Origin of the sequence: Nonomuraea sp. NPDC049784 (assembly GCF_040659615.1) — a bacterium.
Taxonomy (GTDB): domain Bacteria; phylum Actinomycetota; class Actinomycetes; order Streptosporangiales; family Streptosporangiaceae; genus Nonomuraea.
Genome location: NZ_JBFAMX010000867.1, coordinates 1 through 3,400, shown reverse-complemented (window position 1 = coordinate 3,400; position 3,400 = coordinate 1). Strand labels below are relative to the sequence as shown.

Sequence of the window (3,400 nt, the reverse complement as noted above, 5' to 3'; positions counted from 1 at the left end):
GCAGCTCGTCGAGTTCCGCAATCCCGACCTGATCGCGCTCGGCAGCAGCTCGGTGGCCGGGATCCCGGTCATCGTGCTGATCGCGGCGGCGCTGACGTTGATCGTGCTGTTCGTGGTGCGGCGGACCACGTTCGGGCGGCAGGTGGTGGCGATCGGCGGCAACCGGTCGGCCAGCGAGCTGTCCGGGCTGCCGGTCAAGCGCGTGCTCCTGACCGTCTACGTGATCTCAGGGCTCCTCGCCGCGCTGGCCGGGGTGCTGGCCACCGCCCGGCTGCAGGCCAGCGACCCGACCTCGCTCGGCCTGTTCATCGAGCTGTCGGCGATCACCGCTGTCGTGGTCGGTGGCACCCCGCTGACCGGCGGCCGGATCAGGGTGCTCAGCACGGTCATGGGCGCGCTGCTCATGCAGCTGCTCTCCGCCACGCTGATCAAACACAACCTGCCGCAGTCATGGACCCAGATGGTCCAGGCGGTCATCATCCTGGCCGCCGTCTACGCCACCCGGGAGCGTCGATGAACCGTGAACAGGTGAGCCGGCTGCTCCAGCAGCACGGCGCCACGATGGTGCTGGGCCTGCTGGTGATCGTGGGCAGCCTGGCGTTCGACTCGTTCGCCACCCCGGAGAACGCGGCCAGCGTCGTCGTCTCGTCGTCGTTCCTGGCGATCATCGCGATCGGGATGACGTTCGTCATCATCAGCGGCGGGATCGACCTGTCGGTGGGATCGCTGTTCGCGCTCGGCGGCGTGCTGGCGGCCTACGGGTCCCAGTACGGGCTGATCGTGGCGGTGCTGCTGCCGCTGGCGGTGTGCGGGGTGGTCGGCCTGCTGCAGGGCCTGGTGATCGCGCGTACGGGGATGGCGCCGTTCATCGTGACCCTGGCGGGCCTGCTCGGAGTCCGCGGGCTGATGCTGGCCATCTCGAACGAGGGCGCCACCACCTATCTCGTGAAAGATCGGGCGTTCGCCACCTTGGGGCAGGGTGAGATGCTCGGCCTCTCGTACCCCGTCTACATCACGATCGTGCTGGCTCTGCTGGCGATGGTCCTGCTGCAACGCACCGGCTTCGGCCAGAACGTCTACGCCATCGGCGGCAACGAGCAGGCGGCGGCTCTGATGGGTGTGCCGGTCGCGCGCACGAAGGTCTACGTGTACGTCATGTCGGCCCTGCTCGCAGGCCTGGCCGGGGCCCTGAACGCCGCCCGGCTCTCCTCCGGGGTGACGATCCTGGGCATCGGGCTCGAACTGGACGTCATCGCGGCCGTCGTGATCGGCGGCACCCTGCTGACCGGCGGAGCCGGCGGGATCACGGGGACGGTGGCGGGAGTGCTGCTGCTCGGCGTCATCCAGAGCCTGATCAACCAGGTCGGGAGCCTGACCTCGGCGTTCCAGCAGGTGGTGAGCGGGTTGTTCCTGGCGCTGGTGGTGGTGGCGCAGCGGCTGCTGAGCAAGGCCCAGCGGTTGACGTAAGCCCGAACGGGCGCGTCCCCGGAAACCGGCTTGCCGCGGCGTACGTCGGATAGGGCATGACCATGCTGGAAATACGCCCAGGCACGGCAGACGACCGCGAGTGGATCTTCCGGCTACGGCACGAGGTCTACGCACGTGAGCTCGGCCAGCACACCCCCAATCAGGCCGAACGCCTGACCGACGCGCTCGACGGCGACAACGTCTACCTCGTCGCCGCCGGCGACGGCGAGCCCGTCGGGTTCGTCAGCGTGACGCCGCCCTGGGCAGGCCGCTACTCCGTCGACAAGTACCTCACCCGCGACGGCCACCCGCTGCTCGGCCAGGACGGGCTGTTCGAGATCCGCATCCTGACCGTGGCGCCGCGCTGGCGGGGAAGCGCGGCGGCGGTGCTGAAGAAGAACGCGGCGCAGCGCTGGGTGGCCGCGCACGGCGGCAGGACCGTCGTGGCCCTGGGACGGGCCGAGATCCTCGGCATGTACGTGGCGGCCGGGCTGACCAGTGCCGGGACGCGGGTGCGGTCGGGCGCCGTCACCTTCGAGGTGCTGTACGGGCAGGTGGATGACCTGGCCTCACGGGCGCTGCGGCTGTACGGGCCGTTGTTACGCGCGCTTGAGCCGAGGGTGCGGTGGAGTCTGGACATGCCGTTCCTGCCCGGCGGCGCGGACGGCTGCCAGCATGGTGGCGCGTCGATCGGGGCGCTGGGCAGACGGTTCGACACGGTGAAGGCGCGTGGGGACGTGGTCCCCGCCGATGTGCTCGACGCCTGGTTCCCGCCCGCGCCCGCCGTGGTCGAGGCGCTGGGCGACGACCAGGGGTGGCTGGCGCGCACCTCGCCCCCTGCCTACCCCGAGGGGCTGGTGGACGAGATCGCCGAACGACGCGGCCTGCCCGAGCCGGCGATCGCGGCCGGGGCGGGCTCGTCGGACCTGATCTACCGCGCGTTCCGCGGCTGGCTGGATGGCTCGTCGCGGGTGCTGCTGCTGGACCCGGCCTACGGCGAGTACGCGCACGTCGTCGAGCGGGTGATCGGCTGCCGCGCCGACCGGTTCGCGCTGCGGCGAGCCGACGGGTGGCGGCTCGACCTCGACCGGCTGCGCGACACCCTGCGCGAACGCTATGACCTGGTGGTCGTCGTCAACCCCAACAACCCGACGGGCGTGCACACCGACGCGGGCGAACTGCGCCGGGTGATCGAGGACGCGCCGAGCGGTACGCGGTTCTGGCTCGACGAGGCATACGTCGAGTACGTGGAGGGCGAGCCGTCGCTGGAAGCGTACGCCGCTGCGTCCGAAAATATCGTGGTGTGCAAATCGATGTCCAAGATGTACGCCCTGTCGGGGTTGCGGGTGGCCTATCTCGCTGGTCCAGCGGAGATCGTGGCCGGGATACGGCGCTGGGCTCCACCGTGGGGCGTCAGCCTCCCCGCCCAGATCGCCGCCGTGAACGCTCTGCGCGACCCCGGCTACTACGCCGCACGCTGGGCGGAGACGCGCACTCTGCGTGCCGACCTCGTGAAGAGGCTGGCCGCGATCGGCGGCGGCCTGCATGCGCACGAGGCGGTGGCCAACTTCGCGCTGCTGACGTTGCCCCGTGGCGGTCCCGGCGCGGCCCGGTTGGTGGAGGCGTGCCGGCGGCGCGGGGTGTTCCTGCGCGACCTGTCGCCGCTGTCGCCCGCCTTCGAGGGCAGGACCGTACGCGTCTCGGTACGCGATGCGGCGGCCAACGAACGCTGCGCCTCTGCTGTGGCCTCCGCGGTCACCGCCCTCGGGGACGGCGGTTGATCACGCCCGCCACGGCCGCCCCGTACGTGGCGGTGGCGCTCGCCGTCGGCGGGGTCGCCGCGACCCTGTCGCGCAGGCGCGAGTACGTCCTGCGCTGGTGCGCCTGGGCGGTGGCCGTGCCCGTGGTGGTCGCCGCCCTGTACGCCGGTCGC

The 3,400-nt window shown here is 71.3% G+C and carries 3 protein-coding genes; all 3 read left to right on the top strand.

Going from position 1 to position 3,400, the window contains the following annotated elements; genetic code table 11:
* Positions 1-517: ABC transporter permease (locus AB0J09_RS60075; protein ID WP_360712682.1), on the top strand; the 517-nt coding region annotated here is incomplete at its 5' end.
* Positions 514-1,467, top strand: a complete 954-nt coding sequence (locus AB0J09_RS60070) for an ABC transporter permease (protein WP_360712680.1) — start codon at positions 514-516, stop codon at positions 1,465-1,467. The genes AB0J09_RS60075 and AB0J09_RS60070, both read left to right, overlap by 4 nt.
* A gap of 56 nt (positions 1,468-1,523) precedes the next feature.
* Positions 1,524-3,248: a histidinol-phosphate transaminase gene (locus AB0J09_RS60065; protein ID WP_360712677.1), complete on the top strand. Its 1,725-nt coding sequence runs from the start codon at positions 1,524-1,526 to the stop codon at positions 3,246-3,248.
* The last annotated feature ends 152 nt before the right edge of the window (positions 3,249-3,400 follow it).